Consider the following 1,574-nt stretch of genomic DNA (forward strand, 5'->3'; position numbering starts at 1 on the left):
CACCGCCGAGGACCAGCTGCTCGGTGGGTGAGATGTGCGGGGGCAGGTTCTTGAGCAGGGTGAGGTGTGAGGGGGTGGCCTTGACGAAGGTCGGCGCCTGGTCGAGGTCGGGGGCGGCGCCTTCGTCGAGTTCGACCAGTTGGGCGCAGCCGCCGAGGGTGAGAGGTCCGAGGAGCCCGGTGACGGTGAGGTCGAAGGAGACAGGCGAGTGGACGAGTGTCCGTCCGCTCATGGCGGGATAGGCGGCGTGGGCCCAGCGGAGATAGAGGTTCAGCGAGCGGTGCTCAACGACGACACCCTTCGGCCGCCCCGTGGAACCGGAGGTGTAGATGACGAAGACGGGATGCGAGGTCTTCGCCTCACCCAACCGGTCAGCATCGCGAACGTCGACGGTCGAGAGGCCGGCCGTGCGATCGGCGACGTCAGGGGTGTCGAGCGTCAGGGTGGTCATGCCGTCGACGGCCGGGAGGTGCTGAGCTCCTGCGGTATCGGTCAGGGCCAGCACGGCGGAGACGTCGTCGAGCATGTAGGCGATGCGGTCGGCTGGGTAGGAGAGGTCGAGGGGTACGTAAGCGGCACCTGTTTTGACGATGGCGAGGATCGCCACGACGAAGTCGATGCTGCGGGGGAGGGCGACGGCGACGTACTTCTCTGGCCCGGAGCCTTGGGTGATCAGGAAACGGGCGAGCTGGTTGGCGCGGGCGTTCAGCTCGCTGTAGGTGAGCTGTGTGCCGTCGTGCTCCAGAGCAGTGGCGTCGGGGGTGCGCGCCACCTGGGCCTCGAAGAGTTCGGCAAGCGTCGCGTCGGGAACGTCGCGCGCGGTGTCGTTCCAGCCGTTGAGCAGCAGCTCACGCTCCTGCGCGGAGATGACGTCGACCTCTCCGATGGGGAGTGAGGCGTCCGTAACGGCGTTGCGCAGCAGGCGCTCCAGCCACGCCGCGATGCTCTGCGCGGTCTTCCGGTCGAAGAGGTCGGTCGCGAATTCGACCGCTCCCCGCATGCCCGAGGGCACACCGCTGCTGTCGTGCTGCTCTTCCACGTCGAAGGAGAGGTCGAACTTGGCCGACGCGACATCCAGCGCGTAGTCCTGCGTGGTGAGTCCGGGCAGTGCCAGCTCTGCGTCGTTGTTCTGGAAGGTCAGCATCACCTGGTAGAGCGGGTGGTGAGCCAGCGAGCGGGTGGGGTTGACGATCTCCACGAGCCGCTCGAAGGGCACGTCCTGGTTCGTGTAGGCGGCCAGGTCCGCTTCCCGCACCCGCCCCAGGAGTTCGGCGAAGGTGGGATCGCCGGAGGTGTCGGTGCGCAGCACGAGCGTGTTGATGAAGAAGCCGACGAGGTCGTCGAGTGCGTCGTCGTTACGTCCGGCGATGGCCGACCCTATGGGGATGTCGGTACCGGCGCCGAGGCGGGTCAGCAGTGCGGCGATGCCGGCCTGGATGACCATGAAGACACTGACCTGGTGTTCGCGGGCCAGGCGGGTGATGCCGTGGTGGAGGTCGGTGTCCCAGGCGAAGGGCACGCTGTCGCCCTGGTGGCTGGCCACCGCGGGCCGGGGCCGGTCGGTGGGCAGTTCC

General features: G+C 67.9%; 1 protein-coding gene. It reads right to left on the reverse strand.

Annotated elements, in window-relative coordinates:
• Window positions 1-1,574 (reverse strand): non-ribosomal peptide synthetase (locus IF67_RS0138360; RefSeq protein ID WP_030993667.1); only part of this gene is annotated, 1,574 nt, incomplete at both ends.

The sequence above is a fragment of the Streptomyces sp. NRRL S-1813 genome (genome assembly GCF_000719605.1).
In the GTDB taxonomy this organism is placed as follows: Bacteria; Actinomycetota; Actinomycetes; order Streptomycetales; family Streptomycetaceae; genus Streptomyces; species Streptomyces decoyicus.